The sequence below is a fragment of the Brevundimonas sp. genome, from assembly GCF_035998205.1.
GTDB lineage: Bacteria > Pseudomonadota > Alphaproteobacteria > Caulobacterales > Caulobacteraceae > Brevundimonas.
The window spans coordinates 551,426-574,180 of sequence record NZ_DASYHT010000004.1 but is presented as its reverse complement, the minus strand read 5'-3'; the positions used below and the strand labels follow the sequence as shown (position 1 = coordinate 574,180).

Below are 22,755 nucleotides of genomic sequence, written 5' to 3'. Positions count from 1 at the left end.
GTCAGTTCCCCCTGCCCGCCGCGAACATACGGCCGGCGCTGATGCCGCCCTCCAGCGCCGACATCGGCACCGCCCACCGGGCCGCGCTGCGGTACCCGCGGGCCGCCATGTTCGCCGAGCTCTGGCGGTTCATCTCCCCGAGGCGCGCGATGGCCTCGGCGCGGTAGGCGTCATCCATGGTGACGCGCCGGATCACGTCGCCGGTCTGGCTGCTCTCGGCCAGCCCTCGCGCCGCCCGGATCGTGTCGATGTTGCCCAGCGTGGCGGCCAGCGCCGCACGCGACTGCTCGCCGATCTGGTTGGACCGGATGCCGGCCATCTGGCCTTCGATGCGCGCGGCCTGTTCCTGCGCCAGCGCGGCACGGCGTTGCTGCACGCCGCCCAGAACGCTGGAGACGAACGACGCACCGGCGAGGAGGGGGATCATGAAGGCCATCAGCGGGCGACCTCAAGACTGTGGCCCAGCAGCGTGAACGGGCCGGGATAGGGATGGGTGAAGGCGACGAAGGGCTCATAGGCCCAGCCGCGGAAGCACGGGGCGCTGGTCAGCTCGTCGCGCAGCGGAGGCGCGGCGTTGGCGTCCTCGCCGCCGCGGTAGACCGGCTGCAGCTTGCCGTCGACGGCCAGATAGCGGCCCTTCCAGCGGACGTGCGCCCGGGTGATCCGCATCTTGCGCCGGCGGTTGCGGTCGTCGGACGCGTCGATCACCGGCCACGGCTCGACCACGCTCTCCCAGCGCCGGCCGATCTGGATGGCGCCGGCCACGTCCGGCACGCCGAAGTCGCCGTCACCGTCCAGCTCGACCTGTCCGACGTAGGAGTCGCCGATCATCAGGTCGCACGTCGCGTTCGCCAGCGCGGCGAAGCGATAGACCTTGTCGGCCGGGATGGGCCCGGACGGCGTCAGGATCGTCTCCGTCGTGGCGAGGCCCTGATAGGCGCCGGAGCCGACCGTCACGGCCGCGTCCATGAACCGGGTGTGGTCGATCACCTCAAGGAAGTAGACATCGGAGCCGTTGACGCTGCGGCGCACGATGGCCCACGCCTCGCCATCCGCCGCCGCCACCGACCGATAGTCGCCGTCCGTCTCCCACCGCACCACGCCGAACACCTCGGCGCCGTCGCTGTAGTAGACCACCACCAGCTCGCCGGTGTCGTTGACGGCATAGACGTAGCGCTCGGGCCCAATGGCCTGCCCGCTGACATAGGCCAGCGACCGCGGCTCAGACACCAGATGCGCCGACAGCTGCGTCACGTCCGCCGTCCGCCAGGAACGCCGCACGTCGCCGGTCGGGAACGCGCCCAGCAGCGAGCCGCCGCCCTCCTCCGCGTAGACGACACCCTCGCTGATCGCCACCGGCCGGCAGTTGTTCGCGCCGTCCGGGCCGACCTCGATCAGCTGGAAGGCGGTCGGGCGGATCGGGTTCGACTCCGACTCCGGGTAGTAGAACAGCTTGCGGCTGGTCATCACCAGCAGCTGCTCGGACGGCATGATGTGCCGCACCGCGCCGGCCGCCTCGTTGCCCAGCTCCTCGAAGAACGCATCGGCGTCGTTCTCGCCGACCGAGAAATCGTCCAGGGCGAACTGCGCCGAGGCCGCGATGCCGAACGGCACCTGCGGGAACCGGCCGAGCCACAGCCGGCCCTTGTGCACGGCCGCGGTCCCGGGATAGCCCCGCACCGCGCTGATCGCCTGCTCGTCCCAGTCCAGCACGGCCGCGTTGGTCGTGGTGGTCTGGGCGGCGGTGTTCGTCGTGGTGGCGGACGGGCCGACGATCGTCTCGCCCTTGGTTCCGTCCCAGAGGAAGTCGGTGAACTTCTGCAGCAGCAGGGTCAGGCTGGTGCCGCTCGGCACGCCGACCACCTCGGCCTCGGCGCTGCTGTCCTTGCCCGTCACCACCTCGCCGACGCTGAACCCAGCGCTGGACGTGACCGGCAGCGTCACGGTCGGCAGCAGGCGCTGGATCACAGTCGCCGTCGCCGACGTGCCGGACGCCACCGCCGTGATCTCAACCTCGCGCTTCTGCAGCCGGAACCGCGTGCCCACATGCCCGGCCACGAACGTCGCCGCACTGGCCGTCAGGGTGATCGACCCCGTGACCCCGCTCGGCGTCAGCGTCACGCCCGGATCGGCGAAGCGGTAGTAGAGCTGGCGGATCGAGCCGCCGATGCCGGAGCCGAACGTCGCGGCGCCCACGCTCCAGACACCGGCCGGCGAGCGCGTGATCTTCTGCGGCGGCATGCCCAGCGCCGTCACGAACGCTTCCGACCCGTACGGCGCCACCACCAGACCCGGCACGACGCCCGCGGTCCATGCGGCGGTCAGGTTGGCGATCTGCGTCCGGTCGCTGCGGCGGTAGACCTTCAGGTTCTCGGCCGTCAGCACTAGCATGTAGGCGACATCGTCGACGGTCATGTCGACCACCCAGCCGTCGCCGTCCAGCGTGGCCAAGCGCGACGAGCCCGGCCGGTTCTCCAGCGCGCCGCCGATCGTGATGCGCATGTTGCGGATGCGCTTGGCGCTAGTCGCACGCGCCTTCAGGTCCGCCCGCCACAGGTGGTCGGGGCTGACCTCGCCGCTCTCGTAGGTCCGCTGCTCATACTGCATCGGTCAGCGCCCGATGTCCCACGAGCGGCTGCGCATCCGGGCCCGCGTCAGATCCCACTCGCTCGCGTCCGGCGAGGTGCTGGACCGCTGCGACCGGACCCGCGCCTTCTGCGCCTTGGCCATGCCGGCCTGCTCGTCGCGGTTGCCCTCGGTCGTCTGCTCGGCGATCGCCTTGCGGAAGACCGCCTCCATGCGCTTCTGGACCGCCATGGCGAAGTCCGCCGACCAACGGTCCTCGTCCACCCGGTACGTGCCCAGCGCGTACACCACGTCGTCCTCGACCATGGTCAGCACCGCGGCCATGGTGTCGGTGTCGCGCTCCTCGTGATCGACCCGCAGGCCATTCGCGTCCTGCACATAGGTCAGCGCCAGCAGGCCCACCGGCTTGCCCCACGCCTTCCGCCACGGCCGCTCCGGCGTGAACTCGATCGCCGTCATGGCCACCGCCCGGCGCGCCCACGGCCAGGTGTGCTCGCACAGCATCTCCTCGACGATGGCCTCGTAGTGCTCATCGGTCAGGCGGGCGACCTCCTCGTTGTCGTCGATCGACACGAGGGCGCCGTTGCCCGTGATGGAGGCCGCGCGCTTGATGATCTCGATCTTGGAGGTGGCCATGTCAGCACCCTCACGCATGGCCGCACATGCGGGAATGCACCCGCGCCCACGAAAAAGGCCCGCCGGCGTGAACCAGCGGGCCAGTCTTCAGGGAGGGAGGGACGCTTACTCGGGGGAGCCTTCGGCCAGCAGGGCCTTCAGCTTTTCGGTCGACGCACCGGCGAAGAAGGTCACGCCCTTCTCGCGCAGCGACGCGATGATCTCGGCACGCTCGGCCTCTTCCTCCGGCGTGCGCTTCTTGGAGCCGCCGGGCTTGCCGTCGCCGTCGCGGTCCAGCGCCTCGACCTGGGCCGGGGTCAGCTTGCCGTTGGCCTCGTCGACCTCGCGCTCGATGGCCTCCAGCTTCTCGGTGCCGCCACCAGGGACGGTGCGCGCGTCGGCCAGATCATCAACCGGCATGGGCAGGCCCTCGCCGGCCATGACCTTGTTGACCTCGGGCGCCGGAGCGACCGGGGCCGGCAGACCAGCGCGCTTGCGCCAGTCCGCCTCCTCGATCCGCTCATCGGCCGGGCAGGACTCGCCGATGCCGTAGCGACCATCGCCGCGGGCGACGATGTCCTCGGCGTTCAGCTCGGTCGTCAGCCAGACCTCGCCGGTGACGCGATCATAGACCTTGACGTGCATGGCTCAGGCCACCACCGCCGGCGCCATGAAGGCGACATAGGTGACGGACGGGGTCGTGCCCGCCAGCACCGCACGGATGCGGAAATAGCGGTAGACCGTGCCGCCCTGCTCGTTGTCGGCGAGGATGGTGTACCGGCCGGTCGCGCCCACGGCGATGGAGCCGAGCTGCTGGTTGCCCGAGGCGAAGGTCGCGCTGTTCGAGCCCTCGAAGATGAAGTCGTAGGTTTCATCGGTCGAGGCCAGATCGAGCGCCGACACGTTGATGACGACCGCGACCGGGAACCGGCCGACCGGCGAGGCGGTCGACTCGGTGTCGAAGATGCGGGCCGCGCTGGCGACGACGCCGGCCGCCGACGAGGTCACGGCAGCGGCGCCATCGTGCAGCAGCAGCGACGCGTCGTAGGGGTACTGGATGGGCATGGCCCTGTCTCCTGTGGTCGGGCGATCAGGCGGTGATCGCGGCGTCGGTGATCGAGGTGAGGCGGATGGCGCAGAACGGGTGTTCGAGGCGGATGCCGCAGTCCCACTCCGTGCGGGTCAGGAACTTCGGCTCGGTCTGCATCTCGCCCAGATCCTCGGCCTCAAGCGGAGCCGCTTGGAAGCCGGAGAACATGCCGGACTTGATCGACAGCACGTAGATCGAGCCGGTGACGGCCGAACCGCCGCCCTGAGCGACCTCGTCGAACGGCAGCAGGGCGCCGTCCGCCTCGTTCTCGTAGCCCACCAGGATCGGCAGGTTGCGGTACGAGGTGATCAGGTTGCCGAAGTCGTCCTTGGTCTGGTCGACGTAGCCGCCGACGCCGGTGTTGCGGCCAGCCTGCGTCAGCCGGGTGCGCAGCGCCTTCGACATCAGCAGGTGGGTCGGCTCGGTGCAGGTGTCGATCGAGCGGTCGAGGTTGTAGAGCGACAGCGCGGCGCCGCCCGACGAGGCGGTGTTGTGGCGCAGCGCGGTGCCGGTGATGCGGCGGCGCAGGCCATCGAACTGCTTGGGGTTCGTGGCGTTGTTGCCCGACAGGATCGCGGTGGTGATGCCGCGGGTCAGGGCCTTGACCTGCATGCGCTCCTGACGCGACCGCTGGCTTTCGCCGTGGCGGCGCACCAGCGCCTTGTCGACCTTGATCTCGCCGCCGGCGATGAAGGTCTGCTCGATCAGCGGGTTGATGACGCCGGTGGTCGGCGTGTACGTCTCGTTGATCCCGCGGAAGGCGATGCCCGGCAGGGTGTCCTCGCGGCTGTAGCGGTACAGGCCGCCCGCCACGGTTTCCCACGGCATGGCGGCGATCAGGTCCGACGACTGCGCATACAGCTCGACATAGGCGCGCTGGACAGAGTCGGCGGGCAGGGTCTTGGCGTATTCGCCGAGGGTCATGGCGGTGGCCATTGGGAGTCTCCTTAAGCGGCCTTGTTGCGCCTGATCGCCTCAAGGCGGGACAGGCCGAAAGTGTTGTCGAGTTCGCTGGCCTTGGCGGCCGCGAGGCCACCGGGCGCCGAGGGGTCGGAGCGCAGGGCGATGATCGCCTCCAGCGCCGCGACACCGCGCAGGCCGATGTTGTCCAGCAGCGCGCCGGCCTTGTCGGTCGGCAGGTTCGCCTTCACCCAGTTCTGGACGGCGGCGATGCGCTGGTCGGCGTTCTCGCCGAGGGCCTTCTTGTCCTCGACGAACTCGTTGACCGCGACCTGCTGCTCGCCGATCCGGCGGCGGGCCTCGGCGTCCAGCAGCTTCTGCCACGCGGTCTTCGGCAGCTTGTGCTCGTGCGCCCAGTCACGGATCTCCTTGGTGAAGGGGTCGTCGGCGTCGAGGTCGACCTTGAAGCCCTCCGGCACGGTCACGGCCTCGGACAGGGCCAGCTCGTAGCCATCGGCCGCTTCCGGCACGTCGGCCCGGGCGGCGTCCAGTTCGGCCTTCAGCGTCAGATGCGCGTCCAGCAGGTCGGCGACCTTCACGCCGGCGGCGTCATCCCAGAACTCGTCGGGCAGTCGCTCGGGGCGGACGGGGCCGGCAGCGGCGGCGGACGCTTCGGCTTGTACGGGTTGGGCGGCGGCGGCGGTTTCAGCCGCGCCTCCCTCGACCGCTGCGACGGGCGCGGCGACAGCTTCGGCCGGGGCGGCTTCACTCGTCGGGTTCGCGGCGGCGTCGGTCATCGTTCACCTTTTCTCGGAGCTTCTTGAGCTCTGCGAAAAGCGTGCGGCGACCCTCGATCATCAACAATGCACTCACGTTCGGCGCGGCCCGGTCGACCGTCTCGCCGTCGATCCGCTCGCCGAAATAGGCCAGCAGGTCGTCCCATTCCGGGTGTGACGTGAGGCGCACCAGGGCGTTGAGCATCTTGTCGTCGAACACCGGCGGCGGGGTCTGGCGCCGGCTGGCCTTGATCTCGTCGAGGCGGTTCGGCATCAGGCGGCTCCGGGCGGCGGGCCGGCAGGCGCACCAGCAGCGGCGGGGTCAGCCTGACCGAGCACAGCGCCCAGCAGCGGGTCGACCGCCTCAGCCTCACGCACCACGATCAGCTTGTCGTTCAGCCGCGAGCGCATCTGCTCCAGCGTCTGCGCGCCGTCGACATACGCGGCCATGACCTGCGGGCCGAACACGGCGTTGCCGAACTGCAGCAGCTGCTGCGCCGTCTGGATTTCCTCAAAGTCCTGCTGACGCGACAGCGGGTTCTGCGGGCGGACCCGCACCGGCGCCCGGCCGTCCAGCGCGATGTACGGCTCGATCGAGCCGCGCTTCACCAGCAGGTACTCGAACCGCTGGACGATCGCGATGACGCCCTCGGAGTAGAGCTTGCCGGTCGGCATCTCCAGCCGGCGCCCCTCCTCGGCCTTCTCGTCCATCCACTGTCCGAGGGTCGGCGGGGTCTTGCCGCGCTGGCGGGGCCCGTACTGGAACCCGGCCCGGCGGATGCTGTCCTGCAAGTAGCCCTGCTCGTAGTAGGCCGCCTCGATCCGGCCCGGCTCCAGCCGGTCGAGCTTCGACCCGGGCAGGCGCGGGATCCACATGCCGGCGCCGACGCCGCCCTCGGGGTTCAGCACGCCGTCGTCGTCGTACACGGTCGGCGGGTCGACCACCTTGCCGAGGTTCTTCAGGACCAGATAGCGCTCCTGATCCAGCGTCAGGGCGTCCGGCACCGCCTTCAGCAGCGGGCCCAGCCCCCAAGCCGAGGCCGAGTGCGTGCGCCAGCGGCTGACGAGGATGGGGCAGGAGCCGACGCCCTTCAGCTTCTCCTCGTAGACCAGCACGTCGTCGGCGCAGACGCGCCACAGCCAGATTTCGTCGCCCGGGTCCGGCACCAGCGTCGCGGACAGCAGCATGCGGACCTTGCGCTGGCCCTGCTCGGGGTTCGCCGCGTCCTTCCGGTCCTTCGGCGACCAGTTGTAGGTCGGCCAGAACGCCACCGCCTCGGCGATCGTCCAGACGCACTCGCGGGCCCGGAAGTTGACGCCCTTGGCGCCGCGGCCGATCAGCAGCTGCGACGGCGGGATGGCCTCGCAGTAGATGGGCTGGCCGGCGCCGGGGTCCGTGATGATCAGGCCGGACGTGCCATGCGCCTGATCAAGCGCCCACTCCCCGGCCGCCTCGTCGTAGAAGTTGGAACCGCGGATGGCGTCGAAGATCGCGGTCGAGCGCTCCTTCAGCGGCTCCTTCAGCCGCTTCTTCTCTTCGTCGCGCAGGCCCTCCAGCGGCGCATACGTCAGCCAGTCCGCATGCCGGGGCATCAGCTTGCCGATCAGGTCCGACCCGAAGTCCTCGTAGACCTCCTGCAGCGTCGTATCGAACAGGTCGTCGATCTCCTCGCCGCGGTCGTTGGCCGTGACGAGGTTGTCTCCGATACGGGGGCGCGACGGGTCGGCCAGCTGCAGGAAGCGGTTGATCTGCTCCTGACGGTTACGCCGGTCGCTCTTCGCCCGGGTGACGTGCGCCGCCAGATCGGGGGGCATCTTCGCCATCAGGCCACGACCCTCGCCGACTCGTACGAGCCGAAGTCACCGCTGGAGCCGCCGCCGAAGAACGAGCCGCCGCCGGAGTAGCTGGACAGCGGCACGAACGAGCCGCCGCCGACAGTCGCGTTGCCGCCGCCCGGCGAGACGCCCGACAGCGCGGCGCGACGGCCCAGACGCCGGGTGCGCCGGCGCGTCTCGTCGTCCAGCACGCTCTGGGTCTGAGTCACGAACGCGGACTCGGCACGAGCTTCCTCGCGCTCACGAGCCGCCTTCAGCGACGGATCTTCAGCTGGGGCTTTCGCTCGGACCACGGGGGAACACCTGTTCTGCGCCTGCCCGTACAAGGTCGCGCCTCAGGCCCCTCGGCGTGAATGCACCGGACCTCAGACCGACCAGCCGCTTCACCGTGCCGACACAGAACAGGCCCGGCGTCAGCACGCTCGCCTCGCGCCGGCCGGCCAGCTTCCACACCTCGGCGACCTGCCGCACCCCGGCCACCCACGCGTCGAACTCGGCGCCCGGCGCCAGGGTGAACACCTCGGTAAAGCGCAGGTGCGGGTCCACCACGATCCAGCTGCGGCCGTCGAAGGCGAACGCGAACACATGGCCCCACGGCGTCCGGGCCGGGCGGATGGCCACGTACCAGTTCAGCGGCCCGATGCGCTCGACGGCGTCCGTGATCACCGGCGCAGCACCTGATACCGGCCGGGCCGGGCGGCGCCCCTCGCATAGACGTTCGCGCTGGCCAGCGTGTTCACCGGCTTCGGCCGCACGTCCCGGCCGACCATGGCGCGGCTCTCCCCGGCGCCCATCAGCACCTCGATGTGCGCGTCGACCGGGTGCGAGAACGGGCCCTTGTGCGGCTCGTCCTCGTACACCGGGGCGCCGGACACCTTCTTGCGCCGGTAGCAGTAGCCGCCGCCCATGCCGGTCGTCAGCACCGGGCACGCCTTCGGGTCGTACAGGATCGCCGGCTGGCCATGCACCATGCGGTTCAGCAGGTGCGTCATCGTCTCGATCCGCGGTGTCCGCCGGTTGCCGCTGTCCGCCTTGCGCACGAACATGCCCTCGGCCTTCCAGACATCGAACGCGGTCCGGTCGTCGACCTCGCTGCGCTTCGCCTCGCCCGAGGGGTCTCCCCAGAACTCGATCGTCGGGCCGTCCGGCCGCATCCACGCCGGCCAGTTCTGCGTCAGCCAGCGCTTCACGATCGGCGCGAACTCCACCGCCGCCATGTTCTGCGCCACCTTCTCGCCCAGCACGAACCAGCGACCGCCGACGTTCTGCATCACCACCGCGGCAGGCTGGCGCCCGAAGTCCAGCCCCACATGCAGCGGCACGTCCGGCATGGCCCGCAGCGGCTGCTTCGCGATGTGGGTGTCGCGGACGAACTGCGGGAACACCGGCCGGCCCGACTGCTGGATCAGCACCCGGTTCATCAGCTCGGCGTCGATCTCGTCCTTGGTCCGGCCGGCCAGCAGCGCCCGCACCGCCTTTTCGCCGATGAACTTCAGGTTCTCGGCCGCCGGGTTGATCCGGTAGTCGACGACGTTGCCCTGGGGGTCCACCTCCTCGATGAACCACGGGGGCTGCATCAGAAACTCCCACTCCTCCGGCTTCTCGTGGGCCCTGCGCTCGCTGTCCGTCCACTCCTCCGGCATGGGCGTGTCGCCCCGCATGATCGGCACCCAGTGGCCGAGCGGCGGCGCGTTCATGTCCAGCTGCAGGAACTTCGGCCCGTCCGGCCGCGGGTACCAGCCCGTCCGCGACAGCAGCACCACACAGAAGCGCCGGGTGTAGAACTGCGCCTCGTTGATCCAGGCGCCGGTGTACTCCCGCGACATCAGGCTCGGGATGTCCTCCTCGCCGGCGAAGGACTCGAACGTCACCTCGGCCTCGACATCGCCGAACTTCAGCTCGTGCTTGAACGGCGCCGTCCAGTAGAACCGGCCGTAGACCTTCTCGGGGAACCAGCTCAACCACGTCGGGATCGTCGACGCCTCAAGGTCCGGGTAGCTGTTCCGGACGATCAGCCACCGCGAGCGGCGGATCCCGTCATCGTCCGGCGGGACCGCCTGCATGGCCTCGTAGATGCGCATGATGCTTGCGGTCGACGTGCCGGAGCGGATCGGCCCCTGAATGCACGACAGGTCTTTCGCCCGGCCCGGCGCCGCGGTGTACGGGTTGCTGGCCAGGTAGCGCTCAAGGTTGATGCCGTCCGGCTCGTACTGCCTGCGCGTTGCCATGGCCGCACACTGGCGCGGCGCACTGGCGCCCTGAATGCACTGTGCCCGGCGGGATCACCACCGGGCACAGGAGACCCCCACAAAATACTTGGGGGTGAGGGGGTTACTCCTCCCCGAACGACCAGACGACGCCGAGGCCGTCGACCAGGACGCCCTCGGCCCGAAGCGGGACCATCGACGCCGGCTCCTCGAACGGCAGGCCGTTCACGACCTCGCCGTAGTAGGGCACAGCCCACTGACCGAAGGCGTCGTTGCGGATGTAGGCGTAGTCGGTGCCCGGCTCGATGTTGGCCTGATAGTGGGCGTTGGCGGCGTCCTTGTAGGCGGTCGCCTCGGCCTGCCGGGTCGACGGGAACAGTACGATCTTGGACATGGTCACAGGTTCCTTCGCGGAAGCGCCCATTGATAAAGCCATGCGGCTTGCTCGGCCGTGAGCGGATCGGTCACGAGCACGTCTCGGATCAGGCCCTGCCAGAACTGCAACGACCCGTTGGGGATCGCGCCGATGGCGAACTGATTTCGATTGGTCGAAAGCGTCGCGGCGGCAGTGTCTCGGGACAGATTGTCGACTTCCACGGCGATGCTACTTACGCCGAAGATCGCGCGAAGAACGTGACGCGTCGTCAGTGCCGCGCCACCGCCAGCTACGGAAATGTTGCCCGACGTGGCTTGCAGGATGTTCGTGGTCGAGGTGTTGCGCCGCAGGCGGCGGTCAGAGCTGAAAACACCGTCGCCGTATGAGGCCCCCACGCGCGCGCCAGCGTCGGTGACGAGCGCCGTGTTCTGGCCGATCAACCAGATTTCGGACGCGCTGCCCCCGGCCGGGAAGGTCGTCGGCGCGAACATGTTCAGATAGTCGTCCACGCCGTCGAACTGGATAGCGCGCGCACCGCCGAAGCCCGCATCGCTCACGGCGGGCCGTGTCGACGATGTGCCAGGATTGACGACGTACCCGGCGACCTCGTCGGCCCACGCGGTAACTGAAACGCCCGATACCGTCGTGCGCGCCGGGTTGTCGCTCGACCACCATCCCTTCAGCGCAGCGCCGAGAACGGAGACGGGCGTCTGAGCCCCCCCGCCCTTGCCAGGGTTGAGGGCGGCATACCTCAGCGACGCCGACCTCACAGCTCCACCGTCTCAACGTCGATCGTGAACACCTCGGCGCTCCCAGGCGTGTAGGCGCCGCGAGCCTCCAGAGCCACCACCAGGTCCAGATCCCGCGGCGTCACGATCTCGCCGCCCCGAAGCGGCACGTCGATCCCAAGCGCCCCGTCCGTGTACGCCCGGTCCATCGTGATGTCCGACGCCCCGAAGTACCCCAGCGCCCGGTTCGTCGACCACGCGGCGTTGTCCCCGTTCGCAAACGTCAGCCCCACACCCGGCACCAGCGCGTAGAAGTGAACCCGGAACGCCGCACCCGTCAGACCCGACGTGCTCTTCACCAGCCGCACCCGCCGGATCAGCTGCGAACCACCCGCCTCCTGCGCCGGACGAAGCACCAGACGCTGCACAGACCCCGCGGTCGTGCTGTTCGCCACCAGATCACCCGAAGCGTACGCGGTCGTGTCCGCAGGGCGCGTGAAGCTGACAATCGGCATGGGAGCCTCCTTCAGCCCAACATGCGCGGTCAGCGCGGCGCCCTGAATGCACCGAGGGGGAGGTCGCTGAGAGGCCGGGCGCTACTCCGGCTGTCCTGTTCATCGTTCCCCGACTTTGCGCTCGGCACAGGACTGCCGGTCGGGGGTCTTTCCGCGTGTCTCCAGCCTCGCGCGCCCGGACGCTCTTCGACCGGGACTGGTGCGCTGGCAGCTTTCCACGCCGCTCTCAGCGCGATCACCCTACCATACCGCCGCCAGACCGCCAGACCGACCGCGCATCAGGGGTGGGGGCGCACAAAAAATCCGCGACACCCCTCCAGACATCCAGACCGCCCTCATGAGGGGTAGGGGGGCAGAGTTTTGCGCGGGACCCCCGTTGGTGTGTCATGGGCCCGGCTTTTCCCCCCCGGGGGGGTGTCGGGGCGCCGAGGCCGCGCCGGTCACTGGTCGCCGTCAGGGCCCGCGATGAACCCGCCGGCTGGCCTCCCTGACGCCTCCGGACCCGTATCCAGTCGGGATGTCTCGCCTTCGATCAACACCTTAGCCTCGCAGGGAGACTGACCGCCTGTCAGTTGCTCGCCGTACGGGTCGCGCCGGGTCACGATCACCAGCCGATCCGCGTTGCCGACGTTGATCATAACCGACGCCTTGTCGTCGTACTCCGGGAACAGCGCGCGGACCTGCTGCGACCACGCGCCGGCGGGGAACTTGTTGTCTTTCTCGCCGATGGCCAGCCGGGGTTGCCGCGTCCACCAGGCCTTGGCCGTCGTGCGCGCGCGTTGGAGCGCGGTTTGCAAGTCGGCATGCGCCTTCGCCATCTCTGCCAGCCCCTCTTCGGAGAGTGCCCAGTGGTCGGCGAGTTCGACGAAGGTCATTCCGATTGCGGCGAGCTGGATGGCTTCGTCGCAGAGGTCGGGGGTGTAGGTGACGGGGGTGGCGCGTCGTTCGGTCGGTGTGGTGTTGGCCTCGCGGATGCGTTCCAGGGCGGCTTGTGCTCTGGCTTGTGCGAGGGGTCGGCCGGCCATGGGTTGCGGTGCCTGCTGGTGGTGTTGTGGGTGCGGTTGCCGTGGTGGATGGCGGGGGCGCGCGAGGCGTGGGTCGGGCGGCCTTCGCGAAGGATGCGCGATTTTTCGAAGCGGCGACAATGCACTCTGGCCAAATGCCCGCCGCTACTGGGTTTGAGCCGGATCAGGCGGGGTTGACACGCGGTCTGCGAATGTCGCCTGATCGGACACTATGGCCCCCCGAGCGCCCAAATCAGTCGCGCTGGCGGCGTTCTCCGAAGCCCTGTTCGGGCCGGTGTGGGCGGCGAACGTGGCGCGGCTGACCGGCGCCCATGTTCGGACGGTGCAGCGGATCCGCGAGGCGGCCAGAGAGGGCCGCGAGCACCCCAGGGCGGCTGACGTTGCGGAGAGACTGGCCGAGGCGGTGGCGACACTCATGGCCAGTGCGGAGGCGATGGCGCCGGTGCAGCCGACCCGGAAGCGCCACAGGCGGGCGAAGGTGGCGCCTATCGCAGGTCCGGACGGCTCGCGAGAAACGCGGCCCGCTCCTCCGGCGACATGACGCGGGCGGGCTGGCGCTTGGTGTGTGTCCATGCGCCGGCCACGACGGCGCCGACCGGGCGAGCGGCGTCACTCGGCTTCAGCGGCTTGGCGCGGGTCCAGTTCAGGGCCATGGCGCATCGCTACCGCTGTTCGGCCTGTGTGTCACGCGCGCGGCCCTATGTACGGGCATGCGGCGCCATGTAGGGCCGCGGGCTTGTGCGGAAAAATGCGCACAAGGCGCTTGACAGGGCGCGGGGCTTGTGCGTAGTGTTGCGCATGGTTCGCCACGGGGCGAGCCGGAACGCATGGAGACGAAACCATGACCCTCTTTTCCGACATGACCGCGAACGCCCGCCTGGGTTGGCTCTTGTGGGCCCGCGAGCACGATTGGGGGCGCAATGCCCGCATGACGGAAGACGGCCGCCTGACCGGCGTTTCCTGTCTGGTGTCGCACCGCGACGGCTCCAGCACGGTGGAGCGGCCGACGTTCACCAACTCGCGCGACCTCAAAGCCTGGGCGGGATATTGACCATGTCGGACCTAACCCTAGTCGCGCACTTCAACGCCTTCACTGGCCAGCTGCAGGGCGGCTATCTCATGGCCCGCAGCACGAAGCGCAAGATCGGCGCGACCATGACGCCGCGCGCGGTGCTCGATTACATGCTGGCGCATCCGAACGCCCGCGTCGAGCCGATCAAAGCCTAACCCCTCAACCGACCGGACGCCGCGCGCCTCCGGTCCATTGAGCGGCTAGACCCTCACCCTGACCGCATGGAGCGGCGGGGAACGCATGGAGACGATGAAGTGACCACCATTGACCCCAAATCCATTGAGCCGCTGTTTCACGCGCTGACGTTCTACCCTGACCGTCGCGCGAAGCTGGAATGCGAGGAGCTGGACCGCCGCCTTGACGAGATCAGCGCAAGGGCGGCCGAGCTGCAGGCGATGCCCGGGGCCGGCGAGATCGGCGCCGACATCGTCGCGAACCTGCGCGATCGTCACATCACGGCCACGCGTGCCTATTGGGCCGCCGAAGGCCGGTGCATGTCCTCTATGATCACGGGCCCGGCCAACTTCCCTGTGGCGCGGAACCAGAAGCGCCTGGACGTGGCGCACAAGCGCATGAACGAAGTGCAGGCGCACTTGCAGGCCGCAAAGCGTCGACTGGAGCGCATCGCCTTCCCGCATGGCATTGGCGACGCCATCCGATCGGCCGATCCTGACGCCTTGGACAAGCTGCGCGCTGAGCTCGCCGATGCGCGCCAGTGGCACGACATGGCCAAGGCCGCAAATGTCATTCTGCGCAAGCACGGCGCAGATGCACGCCCCCACCTGCAGACCGCCGGCATTCGCGCCGACGTGATTGAGCGGGCGATGTGGCTGGCGCCCAACGGAAAGCCGTGGGGCCTCAACACGGCGAACAGCCTCGCCCGCGTCAAGCGGATTGAAGATCGCATCGCCGGGCTTGAGCGCATGAAGGCGCGCGGGACTGTGGAGCGCGAAGCGGAGGGCGTCCGCATTGTCGAGAATGCCGAGGCGGCCCGCCTTCAGCTGATCTTCCCCGGCAAGCCTGACGCCGCGACGATCGCCAAGCTGAAAGAGAACGGCTTTCGCTGGAGCCCGCGGGAGGGCGCATGGCAACGCCACCTCAACAACGCGAGCCGCTGGGCTGCTGAACGAGTGCTGAAAGCCGCCTGACCGCCCCGCTTACCCGCCAGCCGATGCGCTGGCGGGCTTGCCGGTCGGTTAGACCGCGTCCCGCAATGGAGCGGGGCGAACGCTATGGAGCGAAAGACGATGACGAAACAAGCCGCCCTGTCCCTCTATCGCAAGGCCGAGGCCATGGCCGGGCAAGAGGGGAGCCGCAAGCGCTGGCGCATGGCCGCGCATGCCCTGGCGCCGCTCACAGACGACGCCGCTGCACAGGTCGCCTATGCGACGGCCTGCGCCTCTCACAAGCGCCATGACTGGCGTCTAGCGGCCCGTGCCCTTGCGGCGGCTCTGGAGGGCCGCCAGATGGCCGAGGCGGCCCGTCCGGTATCCGCACCCGTCCGAACCACGCAAGGCCCCTCCCTGGTCGAGTTTCTGGCCGTTGCGGGCATGCGCGACGAGGGTGGCGAGCTGGCGCGCATGGATGCGCAGCTATGGCACCGCGACCGCGCGTTTCGGCGTCGGCTGATCCGGGCCGACGGCATGACGTACGACGCCGCGTGCGATGCGGCATGGGAACGGGGCTATTTCGACCACGTCCCGGCGCCGACCTGGAGCGGATCCGAGAACATGCACGCCGTTACGCCGGCCATGCTGTTTGAGGCCATCCGGCGCGAGCTGGCCGGCCGCCCGGTGTATGCGTGCGAGGCGCCGGAGCTGGACGCGCTGGACGATCCATGGGCGCCGCCGATCGACTACGCGTTTCCGGGCGACGACCCGTTCTATGCGGAGGCCGCTTGATGTACGTCCGCGCCCCCTTTGCCCCTGACATGATCGAGCGCGCCCGCGGCTCCGAGTTCCTTTGTCGCGTCATGGCATGGATCGAGCCCGGACGGGCCGGCGTGGTTTGCCACTACTGGGGCGCCCATGCCGAGGCCATGAGGCACGCCCGCGACATGGTCGCATCATGCGGCCCAGGCCATTGGATTGAGGGGCAATGGCTGGCCCGCTTGGCCTCCGAACCCGTCACCCTCGCAGACGGCGCCGCAGATCAATCCCTGATACCCGGCGTCGCTCCCGTCCCTCTCACGGCGCGCCAGTGCGAACAGGAACGCCGGCGCCGTGAGGCTCGCCGCGGCCATGCCGCCTTGCCATGCGGCGGGCTATGGGATGAAACCGCCATCAACCAAGGGAGCCTGTTTTGACCGATCAACCCTCTAACGCCGCCCTGCTATGCGAAGCGGGGCGGCTGCTGTTCGGGCCAGCCTGGCAATCGGAGTTGGCTCGAACCCTCGGCGTCAGCCTGCGCCGGGTCCAGTACTACGCCGCCGACGCTCGCCAGCCGCCCGCGACCATGCTCGCCGAGGTGGCCGGCCTGCTGGCCAGGCGCTCGGACGAATGCCGGGACATGGCGCAGCGGCTGCAGAACGCGGCCGGAGTCGCGCCGCCCGCATAGGCGCACAGGCGCTTTGACTGGGCTCGCCCATGTCATCCGCGCCACGCCGCCAGCACCGCCCACGGATCACGCATCGGCCCGCCCTCGCAGCGCTCGACGAGCTGCGGGGGCGTCTGCGTTGTGGCTCCCCGTGCGATCGGCCGGCGCTTGTCGGCGCGCTTCCCTGCCCTGCCTCGCCGTGAGCCCATGCCGCATTCGTCCATCCAGTGCGCGACCTGCTGGCGGACCTGGTTGAGCTGGGCGTCCGGGTCACGCGGGGATCCGCTGATCGGGAACTTCGCTCGCAGCTGGCCGCACCGTGTGGTGACGACGACGGCGGCATGGGTGCGGCCGTGCTGGAAGGTGCAGACGAGGCCCCGCGGTTCCAGCATGCCGGCGATGACGGCGAGTGCGTCGCGGTGGTGGCGCTTCATGCCGCGCCCTCCTCCAGCAGGTGCTTCGGCACGCGGCACCCCGGCTCCCCAGGGCGAGGGCCGTACATCGCCTCGATCCATGAGCGGTCGGCCTGCCACCAGCTGAGGCGTCGGCGCCAGTCGGCGTCGGTTTCGGCGTCATCGCTCTCCGACTTGGCCGCCTGCCCGGTCGACCACTCGCGCCACCTGTCCTCGGCGATCATGCGGTGCACGCCCTTGGCGTAGGCGCCGCCGTCCTTCGAGGCGTCCGGTGATTGCCAGTAGCGGTTCAGGCTGGCCACGATCTCGTCGGGGTCGCCGCCGCGCTTGATGGCTGCAGCGAGCGCTTTGGTCGTGTCGGCTCGGCTGGACCTCTCCCGGGCCTTCTGGGGGGCAGACGACCAGACCTTGTCGATCAATCCATCGGGGAGCGCAGCGCCTCGCGCGCGTTTACTCTCCGAAGGAGAGTTATGTGACTGTGACTGTCTATCGATTTGCGATGCGTCGGCCACTGGCAAATCGATGGCATCGCCATAGCATTTGCTATCGTCCTGCCACCGCTTTGCCGCACCGTTGGCACCGGCCTTGCGACGCTTCTCGCTCACCTCCCGGCTTCGCTTCAGTTCCTCCTCGATGCGGTCGTGCATGTAGATCGGAGCGCCGGCGCCGCCCGGCATCGTCCAGAAGGACAGCACCTCGGCCTTGATCTTCCGCCATTGCGCGAGGGGCATCCGCGTGATGCGCGCCAGCTGCGCATCGTCTGACGGGATCATGCCGTCGTTGGTCCAGGCATGCATGATGAGCAGCAAGTACGCGCCGTGCTCGACGGTCGACAGGTGCATCGTCTTGCGCAGGTAGTCGGACACGTAGAGGGGCATCCACACGTCGGTCTTGCCCATCAGTACCTCTCCTCATTTTCGATGATGTCGAACTCGGCCAGGTACCGCTGGCGGGTCGTGCCGACGCTGCCCTCGCGGTTCTTGGCGCAGATGACCTCCATGACGCGCAGGGCGTCGTGCACGGCCATCTCGTGATCTTCGCGGGACGTGCCGCGACGGGGCCCCTCGCGCTGCAGGTAGTAGGCATCGCGGTAGGTGAAGAGGACGGCCGAGGCGTCCTGTTCGATGGATCCGGACTCGCGCAGGTCGGCCAGTGTCGGGCGCTTGTTGTCGCGCTCCTCGACCCGGCGGGAGAGCTGCGACAGGAGCAGCACGGGGCAGGCCAACTGCTTGGCCAGCTGCTTCAGCCCCTTCGTGACCTGCCCCAAGGCGATGGTCTGGTTCATGCCGTCGCCGAGGCGGGGCAGTTCCATGATCTGCAGGTAGTCGATCACGGCCAGCCCGATGCGGCCGCGGCGGGACAGGGCGATGAGGCGCCGGCGCACATGGTCTAGCGTGAGCACGGACGTGTCGTCGAGCAGCAGGTTCTGCGGCACACGCGCCTTGGCCTGAGACAGCAGCGCGCGCTCCTCGGACGTGAGGTCACGGCCGCGCTTCATCGACTGGTAGGCGACGCCCTGCCCGCTGATCTCGTGCGAGAGGGCGGACAGGTTGCGCCGGCTGATCTGGCGCCGGTCCATCTCCAAGGCGAAGAACGGGAACAGCAGGCCGGGGTGACGGCGGGCCGCGGCGAAGGCGATGTTGCGCGCGAGGGCGGACTTGCCCATGCCCGGCCGGCCGCCCAGCACGATGAGCTCGTTAGGGAACAGGCCGCCGAGGGCCTTGTCGACACAGTCCAGCCCGATGAGCAGGCCCGGCGAGTGTCCGGACGCCGCTTGCTCGTCCAGCTCGTCGACCAGTTCGCCGGCCGCCTGTCTGGCGTCGACGAGGTGCTGGCCGTCCGGCGCCGCGCCTTGGATGAGCCCGCCGATCGTCTCGGCCGTGGCTGACAGCAGGCTCACGGGGTCCGGCTCGGTGGCGGCCAGCGTGCGCAGCGAAAGACCGATCTCGCAGGCGCGCCGCCGCGTCCATGCCTCCACGATCAGCCGCGCATACTCCGGCGCGTTGGACGGCGGCGGGCATCGGTCGACGAGCTCGGCCAGGTATCGCAGGCCGCCCATGGGCGCGAATGCCGGGTGCGCCTGCAGCGAGGCCATGAGCGTGGTCGGCTCGGCCAGCCTGCCCTCTGCGACACGGTCGCGGATCAGGCCATACAGGTCGCGATGCAGCGGCTCGTAGAAGTGCTCGGCGTCAAGGATCCCGGCGACACTGGCGAGCGCGTCGTTCTGGAACATGAGCCCGCCGAGGAGCGCCTGTTCGGCCTCCAGTGCGTGCGGAGGGGCGATGTCGGCGGTTGCCGTCACACCGCCACCACCTTCCCGCCTCGGACGGTGACGAGCTGGCCTTCGCGCAGGTCTGCGACGACGGAGCCGGGGCCGTCTCCGCGCTTCCAGGTGATGACGGCGACGAGGTTTCCGTCGCGGTTGGAGTACACGCGGGCGACGGTGCCGCGCGGTTCGGGCGTGGACATGGGGTCAGGCTCGTTGTTCGGGCTGCTGCCAGCTGAAGCGGCGGGGCGGTGACGCTTTCGGTTGCCGCGTCGGCGCTCGGGATCCGGTCCGCTCGGTGCGATACCGCCAGACGGCGATGTCCAGCTCCTCGACTGTGACGCGCACACCCTCGGCAATCTCGGCCATGGACCGGCCCGCGCAGAGTTGGCGCCATATCCACGCGCCCGGCATGGAGGCGACGACTTCCTCGCGGGGGGTCATGCGCCCCCCCCCCAGCGCCGCGACCGAAGCGCCCATGTTGAAGTGTGAGTTCGTCAGGACCACTCGATCACCAGTGAACCGAATGAGGTTGTGCCCGCAGAACCCGGGCGCCGCCTTGAGCTCGACCCGCGCGAGGAGCGCGTCATCGACCGTCACGTGCACTGTCGAGGCGATCAGGCACCGCGCGTCCAGTAGCGCCGGCGCAGCGCCAGATACGGCGCGGCCACTGACGATGCGCACCGGCTTCCCGCTGAACAACGCGTTCAAGGCAGGCGCGTCGTCATGCAGCATGTCGCCCCAGAGCGTCGGAAGCTCGACGCGAGTCTTGACCAACTCATGCGCGCCAGCGAACGCGGCCAGCCCGCCGAGCACGAGCCGGCGCGAAAGCGTGAACTGCAGCATCACGCCACCTCGGCCAGTTCGCCCGGCCCGGAGGCGAGGCTGACGCGCATGCGGAAGGCGTCCTCGTCGGCCCAGCGGCGGGACACGCGCAGGTCGGACACCTGCCGGTCGTCTTCCCAGACGATGCCGTTCAGGGCGTCGAGGACAGCTTTGGCCAGGTTGTCCGTGTCACTTTGGGTGACCACCGGCTCGCCGCGCATGGCCAGTTTCTTCTTGCGCGACCACGACTTCGGCATCTTCTGGTCGAACGCAATCTCGACCATGACCGCGTCCGGGCACACGTCGGCGCCGGCGCGGATCATGGCCTCGGCCGCGACCGCGCGCACCTTGCCCTCGAACGCGGCCGTGACCTTCGGGGTGTAGGCGCGGGCGAACCCGCCGACCATGGTCACGCGCGGGCGCTTCTTCGGCACGGCCACGCCGTAGTAGGTGAAGGCGACGATCTCGGTCACGACACCCACCCGCGCTTGGCCGGGTGCACGCCGAAGCCTGAGGTCGACGCCTTGGCGATCACGGCGTTGCGGGTCTTGCCGAGGTGGCCAGCGATCATGCGGGCTGACTTGCCAGCCTGCCACATGCGCCGCGCGCTCTCGACCTCCTCGGGCGTCCAGCGCGGCGACTTGGCGTTGTCAGCACGTCCGCTCATCGGCGGCCTCTCCTCTTCTCGGTCAGCTCGTAGGCCGCCAGATCGGCGGCGAAGGCGTCGAAGCCCGCACGCCACGCGGCGCGGTCGGGCCCGTCGTCGTAGGGACAGGCGCTCAGGCCCATGTCGTAAACGCCGGCCGAGTAGCCCTCGGCGCGCAGCCGCTTGGCGCGCACTTCCTCGGACTCGTCGGTGGTGGTGTCGAACAGGGTCGGCTGCTCGACCTGGACCCCGCACCCGGTGGCCGCGAGGATCATGGCCGTCTCGGCTTCCTGTCTGGCGAGGCGTTCGGGATCTGCGCTGATCATCCGCAGGGCCCGCTTCAGCCCGCCCATGGGGACGCCGGCCGCCTGTGCATGGGCCTCGCGCAGCCGCATCTCGGCCTTGGCCCGCTGCACCGCGGCCCGGGCGACGTGGACCCGGTGCGTGTGCACGGCGATCACGGCCGAGGGCAGTTCGTTCGACAGGGCGTCAGTGGTCACGGCTCCATGCCCTCCGAGCCCGGAGCCATGCGACCCGCAACGCGAGCGCGACGGCCCGCCATCTGGCGAGCAGCCGCCCGCTTCTCTTCAAGAGCACGCTCAAGGGCATTCGCTTCCGCTTCCAGTCGGGCGAGCGTGTCGTCGATCTCGGGAGCAAAGACGGCATCAAGCACGTCGGCGCCGAAGCGCCGGGCAATCGCCGCCCAGTGTCGGGAGTTCGGCCAGCACCCGCCGATGATGTTTTCCGCCGTCTTCGGCGTGCACTCGATGTCGCGGGCCAGCCGCTTGACGGCGTGGCCATCGGCGTACTGCCGGCGCAGGTACAGCGCGAGGCGTCCTCGCGGTTCGTGGGTATCCAGCCCCATGAAAATCTCACTCGTACAGGTCATTGAAGAACCCGGAGAGCGAGGGCGCACGGAGGCGCGGAGACATGGAGGCAGACACCCGGATAGGCTTGGCGATCGAACACGCCGTGGCGGCTTCCCGCTGGCGTTACGCGGCCCGTTGCGAGGGCCGTACTGTGGCCGAGCGCTTCATGCGTCTGGCCAGGCACCGGAGCGCCGCGGCAACGGCGCTGGTGCGAGAGTATGCGGAGACGGGGGCGGCCGGTGTTCAGCCCGGCCACCCCCTCCCCACGCGCGACGGGTCGGGGGGGCGGGGTGTCCGCCGCGCGTAGCTGAATGATGATGCCCCCGGTCGCCATGTCAGGCGGCGACTCCGGCGCGGGCGCGGCGAGTGTGCGGCCGGTCCAGCCGGCGCAGCTCGGCGAGATACGCGAGGTATGCCGCCGTGATGTCGGTGAACCCGCGCGTCTTGGCGGCTCGCTCGATTGGCGCGAACCAGCCCGCGGGGATGCTGTCGTTGACCAGCCACTGTGAGACTTGGCCCAGCGACGCGCCGATGTCGCCGGCCAGCGCCGCCTGTGTGGGCCAGCGGTCAATGACCGGCTTGAAGTGGGTCGTCTTCTCCGTCATGGGGCAAACCCTAGTTTTCCTGCTGTTGCGTGTCAACAGGACTAGTGAGGGTGTCTAGGCGCATGGCCAGCGCCATGTCCCCAGGCGAGAGATTGAGGCAGTTCCGCAAGGCGGCCGGCATGAGCGCGAAGGAGCTCGGGCGGCGCGCGGCGATGGTGCTCGGCAGGGACCGGCCCTTAAGCGAGGCGACGGTCCTCAATCAGGAAACCGGCATCAACGGCATCTCGAAGGATCAGGCCGAGGCGTACGCGCGCGTCCTGAAGGTCGATCCGGCGGCCATCCTGTTCGGGCCAGAGGCGACCGGACCTGTCGCATCCCGCCCTCAAGGTCTGCGCATGGTCGGCGTTCTGGGGGAAGTCAGGGCGGGAGCGTGGGCGGAACTGCCGGAGCAGGGCGAAGGCCCGACCGAGTTCGTGCCGGTCGCCCTGCCGGAGTATGAGAGAGCGCACCTTTTCGCGCTCCATGTGGCCGGCCGCAGCATGGACCGGCACTATCCGGACGGCTCGGTGGTGATTGTCTGCCCGGCGCACGAGGCCGGCATCCGCGAGGGCGATCACGTCGTTGTGCGACGCCAGCGCGGCGGACTGTATGAAACGACCCTCAAGGAGATCGTGTCAGAGCCGGGCGGCGTGGCGCTGTGGCCGCGGTCGACGGACCCCGCGCATCAAGAACCGATCCGCCTGCAGAGCGTCCGGGACGCCCAAGAGGGGCCGGAGATCATCGGTGTCGTTGTGGGCTCATTCCAGCCGCGCGGCGCTCGATCCGGCCCCCTTGTGCTTTGACGGCGCACAGGAAAATCGGGCCGCTCTAGTTTTTCTAGGGTTGACGTTGACGCCAGAACACTAGGTTTGCTACGGTTCTCCCATCACC

The 22,755-nt window shown here is 69.3% G+C and carries 33 protein-coding genes; 6 read left to right on the top strand and 27 right to left on the bottom strand.

All coding sequences use genetic code 11. The features are described 5' to 3' along the window. Nucleotide 1: 1 nt before the first annotated feature. The 17 genes from VGN74_RS05645 to VGN74_RS05565 all read right to left on the bottom strand — a co-directional run bounded on the left by VGN74_RS05645 (nt 2) and on the right by VGN74_RS05565 (nt 13,307). Nucleotides 2–436 (bottom strand): hypothetical protein, encoded by a 435-nt coding sequence (locus VGN74_RS05645; RefSeq protein WP_327446381.1) that lies wholly within the window; start codon nt 434–436, stop codon nt 2–4. Next, nucleotides 436–2,607, bottom strand: coding sequence for a hypothetical protein (locus VGN74_RS05640; RefSeq protein WP_327446380.1), 2,172 nt, complete (start codon nt 2,605–2,607; stop codon nt 436–438). The genes VGN74_RS05645 and VGN74_RS05640 overlap by 1 nt, the downstream gene beginning before the upstream one ends. Nucleotides 2,608–2,610: 3 nt before the next feature. Then, a complete protein-coding gene (locus tag VGN74_RS05635; RefSeq protein ID WP_327446379.1) occupies nt 2,611–3,222 on the bottom strand; it encodes a hypothetical protein in 612 nt (203 codons plus the stop codon). Between the two features lie 105 nt (nt 3,223–3,327). Next, the gene (locus VGN74_RS05630; protein ID WP_327446378.1) at nt 3,328–3,846 is read right to left on the bottom strand and encodes a hypothetical protein; all 519 of its coding nucleotides are present in this window, start codon (nt 3,844–3,846) and stop codon (nt 3,328–3,330) included. A gap of 3 nt (nt 3,847–3,849) precedes the next feature. Continuing rightward, a complete protein-coding gene (locus VGN74_RS05625; protein WP_327446377.1) occupies nt 3,850–4,266 on the bottom strand; it encodes a hypothetical protein in 417 nt (138 codons plus the stop codon). Between the two features lie 25 nt (nt 4,267–4,291). Then, nucleotides 4,292–5,227 (bottom strand): major capsid protein, encoded by a 936-nt coding sequence (locus VGN74_RS05620; protein ID WP_327446376.1) that lies wholly within the window; start codon nt 5,225–5,227, stop codon nt 4,292–4,294. A gap of 11 nt (nt 5,228–5,238) precedes the next feature. Beyond that, complete coding sequence (locus VGN74_RS05615; protein WP_327446375.1) at nt 5,239–5,988, bottom strand: hypothetical protein; 750 nt, start codon at nt 5,986–5,988, stop codon at nt 5,239–5,241. Beyond that, a complete protein-coding gene (locus VGN74_RS05610) occupies nt 5,957–6,241 on the bottom strand; it encodes a hypothetical protein (RefSeq protein WP_327446374.1) in 285 nt (94 codons plus the stop codon). The genes VGN74_RS05615 and VGN74_RS05610 overlap by 32 nt, the downstream gene beginning before the upstream one ends. Next, nucleotides 6,241–7,791, bottom strand: a complete 1,551-nt coding sequence (locus VGN74_RS05605) for a portal protein (RefSeq protein WP_327446373.1) — start codon at nt 7,789–7,791, stop codon at nt 6,241–6,243. The genes VGN74_RS05610 and VGN74_RS05605 overlap by 1 nt, the downstream gene beginning before the upstream one ends. After that, nucleotides 7,791–8,012, bottom strand: coding sequence for a hypothetical protein (locus tag VGN74_RS05600; protein ID WP_327446372.1), 222 nt, complete (start codon nt 8,010–8,012; stop codon nt 7,791–7,793). Before VGN74_RS05600 ends, VGN74_RS05605 begins: the two co-directional genes overlap by 1 nt. A gap of 58 nt (nt 8,013–8,070) precedes the next feature. Then, nucleotides 8,071–8,469, bottom strand: a complete 399-nt coding sequence (locus tag VGN74_RS05595) for a hypothetical protein (RefSeq protein WP_327446371.1) — start codon at nt 8,467–8,469, stop codon at nt 8,071–8,073. Continuing rightward, the gene (locus tag VGN74_RS05590; protein WP_327446370.1) at nt 8,466–10,031 is read right to left on the bottom strand and encodes a hypothetical protein; all 1,566 of its coding nucleotides are present in this window, start codon (nt 10,029–10,031) and stop codon (nt 8,466–8,468) included. Before VGN74_RS05590 ends, VGN74_RS05595 begins: the two co-directional genes overlap by 4 nt. A 103-nt stretch (nt 10,032–10,134) precedes the next feature. Next, a complete protein-coding gene (locus VGN74_RS05585) occupies nt 10,135–10,404 on the bottom strand; it encodes a hypothetical protein (RefSeq protein WP_327446369.1) in 270 nt (89 codons plus the stop codon). Nucleotides 10,405–10,406: 2 nt separating this feature from the next. Continuing rightward, nucleotides 10,407–10,943: a hypothetical protein gene (locus tag VGN74_RS05580; protein ID WP_327446368.1), complete on the bottom strand. Its 537-nt coding sequence runs from the start codon at nt 10,941–10,943 to the stop codon at nt 10,407–10,409. 209 nt (nt 10,944–11,152) lie between these two features. Continuing rightward, nucleotides 11,153–11,629, bottom strand: coding sequence for a hypothetical protein (locus VGN74_RS05575; protein WP_327446367.1), 477 nt, complete (start codon nt 11,627–11,629; stop codon nt 11,153–11,155). A 440-nt stretch (nt 11,630–12,069) separates the two neighbouring features. Next, complete coding sequence (locus VGN74_RS05570; RefSeq protein ID WP_327446366.1) at nt 12,070–12,654, bottom strand: hypothetical protein; 585 nt, start codon at nt 12,652–12,654, stop codon at nt 12,070–12,072. 485 nt (nt 12,655–13,139) lie between these two features. Continuing rightward, nucleotides 13,140–13,307 carry a hypothetical protein gene (locus VGN74_RS05565; protein ID WP_327446365.1) on the bottom strand — a complete coding sequence of 56 codons (168 nt, stop codon included), beginning with the start codon at nt 13,305–13,307 and terminating at the stop codon, nt 13,140–13,142. Nucleotides 13,308–13,495: 188 nt separating this feature from the next. On the opposite strand from VGN74_RS05565, the gene VGN74_RS05560 reads away from it, so the two are divergent. From VGN74_RS05560 to VGN74_RS05540, 5 genes are all read left to right on the top strand, one after another. Next, a complete protein-coding gene (locus tag VGN74_RS05560; protein WP_327446364.1) occupies nt 13,496–13,705 on the top strand; it encodes a hypothetical protein in 210 nt (69 codons plus the stop codon). A 2-nt stretch (nt 13,706–13,707) separates the two neighbouring features. Then, the gene (locus VGN74_RS05555; protein WP_327446363.1) at nt 13,708–13,881 is read left to right on the top strand and encodes a hypothetical protein; all 174 of its coding nucleotides are present in this window, start codon (nt 13,708–13,710) and stop codon (nt 13,879–13,881) included. 99 nt (nt 13,882–13,980) lie between these two features. After that, the gene (locus VGN74_RS05550; protein ID WP_327446362.1) at nt 13,981–14,874 is read left to right on the top strand and encodes a hypothetical protein; all 894 of its coding nucleotides are present in this window, start codon (nt 13,981–13,983) and stop codon (nt 14,872–14,874) included. 99 nt (nt 14,875–14,973) lie between these two features. After that, on the top strand, nt 14,974–15,627 hold the full coding sequence (locus tag VGN74_RS05545) for a hypothetical protein (protein WP_327446361.1): 654 nt from the start codon (nt 14,974–14,976) through the stop codon (nt 15,625–15,627). 478 nt (nt 15,628–16,105) lie between these two features. Further along, the gene (locus VGN74_RS05540) at nt 16,106–16,282 is read left to right on the top strand and encodes a hypothetical protein (RefSeq protein ID WP_327446360.1); all 177 of its coding nucleotides are present in this window, start codon (nt 16,106–16,108) and stop codon (nt 16,280–16,282) included. Nucleotides 16,283–16,314: 32 nt separating this feature from the next. On the opposite strand, the gene VGN74_RS05535 is transcribed toward VGN74_RS05540, so the two are convergent. The 10 genes from VGN74_RS05535 to VGN74_RS05490 all read right to left on the bottom strand — a co-directional run bounded on the left by VGN74_RS05535 (nt 16,315) and on the right by VGN74_RS05490 (nt 21,885). Continuing rightward, a complete protein-coding gene (locus VGN74_RS05535) occupies nt 16,315–16,695 on the bottom strand; it encodes a hypothetical protein (RefSeq protein ID WP_327446359.1) in 381 nt (126 codons plus the stop codon). Then, the gene (locus VGN74_RS05530) at nt 16,692–17,573 is read right to left on the bottom strand and encodes a YdaU family protein (protein ID WP_327446358.1); all 882 of its coding nucleotides are present in this window, start codon (nt 17,571–17,573) and stop codon (nt 16,692–16,694) included. Before VGN74_RS05530 ends, VGN74_RS05535 begins: the two co-directional genes overlap by 4 nt. Further along, a complete protein-coding gene (locus tag VGN74_RS05525) occupies nt 17,573–18,976 on the bottom strand; it encodes a replicative DNA helicase (RefSeq protein WP_327446357.1) in 1,404 nt (467 codons plus the stop codon). The genes VGN74_RS05530 and VGN74_RS05525 overlap by 1 nt, the downstream gene beginning before the upstream one ends. Next, the gene (locus VGN74_RS05520; RefSeq protein ID WP_327446356.1) at nt 18,973–19,143 is read right to left on the bottom strand and encodes a hypothetical protein; all 171 of its coding nucleotides are present in this window, start codon (nt 19,141–19,143) and stop codon (nt 18,973–18,975) included. The genes VGN74_RS05525 and VGN74_RS05520 overlap by 4 nt, the downstream gene beginning before the upstream one ends. A 4-nt stretch (nt 19,144–19,147) precedes the next feature. Further along, nucleotides 19,148–19,786: a hypothetical protein gene (locus tag VGN74_RS05515; RefSeq protein ID WP_327446355.1), complete on the bottom strand. Its 639-nt coding sequence runs from the start codon at nt 19,784–19,786 to the stop codon at nt 19,148–19,150. Beyond that, entirely contained in the window at nt 19,786–20,238 is a 453-nt protein-coding gene (locus VGN74_RS05510) for a RusA family crossover junction endodeoxyribonuclease (RefSeq protein WP_327446354.1), read from the bottom strand. Before VGN74_RS05510 ends, VGN74_RS05515 begins: the two co-directional genes overlap by 1 nt. Continuing rightward, complete coding sequence (locus VGN74_RS05505) at nt 20,235–20,432, bottom strand: GcrA family cell cycle regulator (protein ID WP_327446353.1); 198 nt, start codon at nt 20,430–20,432, stop codon at nt 20,235–20,237. Before VGN74_RS05505 ends, VGN74_RS05510 begins: the two co-directional genes overlap by 4 nt. Next, nucleotides 20,429–20,911 carry a hypothetical protein gene (locus VGN74_RS05500; protein ID WP_327446352.1) on the bottom strand — a complete coding sequence of 161 codons (483 nt, stop codon included), beginning with the start codon at nt 20,909–20,911 and terminating at the stop codon, nt 20,429–20,431. The genes VGN74_RS05505 and VGN74_RS05500 overlap by 4 nt, the downstream gene beginning before the upstream one ends. Further along, a complete protein-coding gene (locus VGN74_RS05495) occupies nt 20,908–21,276 on the bottom strand; it encodes a hypothetical protein (protein WP_327446351.1) in 369 nt (122 codons plus the stop codon). Before VGN74_RS05495 ends, VGN74_RS05500 begins: the two co-directional genes overlap by 4 nt. A 339-nt stretch (nt 21,277–21,615) precedes the next feature. Beyond that, nucleotides 21,616–21,885 (bottom strand): hypothetical protein, encoded by a 270-nt coding sequence (locus VGN74_RS05490; RefSeq protein ID WP_327446350.1) that lies wholly within the window; start codon nt 21,883–21,885, stop codon nt 21,616–21,618. Between the two features lie 62 nt (nt 21,886–21,947). Between VGN74_RS05490 and VGN74_RS05485 the strand changes: the two genes are divergently transcribed. Then, nucleotides 21,948–22,667 (top strand): XRE family transcriptional regulator, encoded by a 720-nt coding sequence (locus VGN74_RS05485; protein WP_327446349.1) that lies wholly within the window; start codon nt 21,948–21,950, stop codon nt 22,665–22,667. Nucleotides 22,668–22,755 lie beyond the last annotated feature (88 nt).